Source organism: Nocardia sp. NPDC060220, assembly GCF_042727815.1.
Lineage (GTDB): Bacteria > Actinomycetota > Actinomycetes > Mycobacteriales > Mycobacteriaceae > Nocardia.
The window spans coordinates 1-1,702 of record NZ_JBHWZY010001173.1 but is presented as its reverse complement, the minus strand read 5'-3'; the positions used below and the strand labels follow the sequence as shown (position 1 = coordinate 1,702).

The following is a 1,702-nucleotide window of genomic DNA, read 5'->3' as shown; positions in this document are numbered from 1 at the left end:
TGCCACCACAGATCGCGACCGTCGGTCCACGGCACCTCCTTGCCGACCCGGCGCACCACGAGCACGTGCTCCACCGACGACGGCACGTCGCCCTTGGCGGCCAGCGCCTCGTCGACGGCCTCCTTGAGCGGTGCGGGCTTGCCGCGCCGCCACTGTCCGTCGGTGGTGATGATCAGTCGGGCCTCGGCGTCGTCGACCCGCTGGCGCAGCGCGCTCGGCGAGAAGCCCGCGAACACCACCGAGTGCGTGAGTCCCAGCCGCGCGCACGCCAGCATCGACACGATCGCCTCGGGCACCATCGGCATGTAGATCGCGACGCGATCGCCTGCCTCCAGTCCGAGCTCGGTCAGATAGTTCGCCGCTCGCGAGACCTCCTCCAGCAGTTCGCGGTAGGTGATGTCGCGCGAGTCGCCGGGTTCGCCTTCCCAGTGGATAGCGACCTGATCGCCGTGTCCGTCGATGACGTGGCGGTCGACGCAGTTGTAGGCGACGTTGAGCTCGCCGTCGCCGAACCAGCGCGCGACCGGCGCGTCGGTCCAGTCGAGTACTTCGGTGAAGGGTTTGTGCCAGTGCAGCCGGTTGGCCTGTTCGGCCCAGAAGCCGTCGCGGTCGGTCTCGCCACGGTCGTAGAGCGTGGCGTCCGCGTTGGCGGCGGCGGCGAATTCCGCACTGGGCGGAAACGAGTCCTGGTGTCCTGCAGCAGTTTCGGTCACGTCGGTTCAGCCTCACATGCCTGGTGCGGTCGGGTCGGTCGCCGGGGTGCGGCCCAGCTGTCTAGACAGTAGCCAACTGACCCGCGACGGCGTGTCCCGTTGTCGTGACGATGTTTCGCGGCGGTCAATAGGGCTAGTTCATCCGATGACTTCGCCGGACAGACCGGACGGTCGCGAGCTATCGTTTTTACTCAACGGTTCAGCTGAGCGTTCCCGATATTTGTTCATATTTTTCTGCCGAGAGCGAGGGGCTCGGCAATTTTTCCTGCGTTTCCAGCGAGTAACCGTACTGATACATGTGAACTGAAAATGGCTCGGATCGCTGAAAAATCCAGCCGGAGCCGCTAACCTCCGACCGTTAGCCACGGAATTGAACCGGGAGAGAGCGTTGAGATTCATCAGAGCGACCGCGCTGGTCGCGGCGGGACTGGCGGCCACAAGCCTCGGTCTCACCGCGTGCTCGTCCGACGACAGTGCTGATTCGAGCATCGTCACCACCAATGCGGGCGAGCCGCAGAATCCGTTGGTGCCCAGCAATACCAACGAGAACATGGGCGGCCGCGTCGTCGACCGTTTGTTCGCCGGGCTGAAGTACTACGACGCCAGCGGTGAGGCCCACGACGAGGTGGCCGAGAAGATCGAGACGGCTGATCGGAAGTCGTACAAGATCACTATCAAGCCGAATTGGAAGTTCACCGACGGCACCACGGTCACCGCGAAATCCTTCGTCGACGCGTGGAACTACGGCGCACTCGCCGACAACGCGCAGCTGCAGAGCTACGTGTACAGCCCGATTGCCGGGTTCGACGAGGTGAGTGCCGAGAATCCCACCGTCAAGACGATGTCGGGCTTGAAGGTTGTCGACGATCGCACCTTCACCGTCGAGTTGAAGTCGCCCTCGATCGACTTCGAGAGCGCGCTCGGCTACGCGCCGTTCTACCCGCTGCCTGATGCCGCTTTCAAGGATATGAAGGCGTTCGGTGAGAAGC

At 63.7% G+C, this 1,702-nt stretch carries 2 protein-coding genes; one reads left to right on the top strand and one right to left on the bottom strand.

What is annotated here, in order from left to right; translation table 11 throughout:
• A partial coding sequence (locus tag ACFWF3_RS34945; RefSeq protein WP_379318366.1) for an AMP-binding protein occupies positions 1–713 on the bottom strand: 713 nt, incomplete at its 3' end.
• 388 nt (positions 714–1,101) lie between these two features.
• Here ACFWF3_RS34945 and ACFWF3_RS34940 point away from each other — a divergent pair.
• Positions 1,102–1,702, top strand: a 601-nt coding sequence (locus tag ACFWF3_RS34940; protein WP_379318364.1) for an ABC transporter substrate-binding protein, incomplete at its 3' end; no start/stop codon positions are given.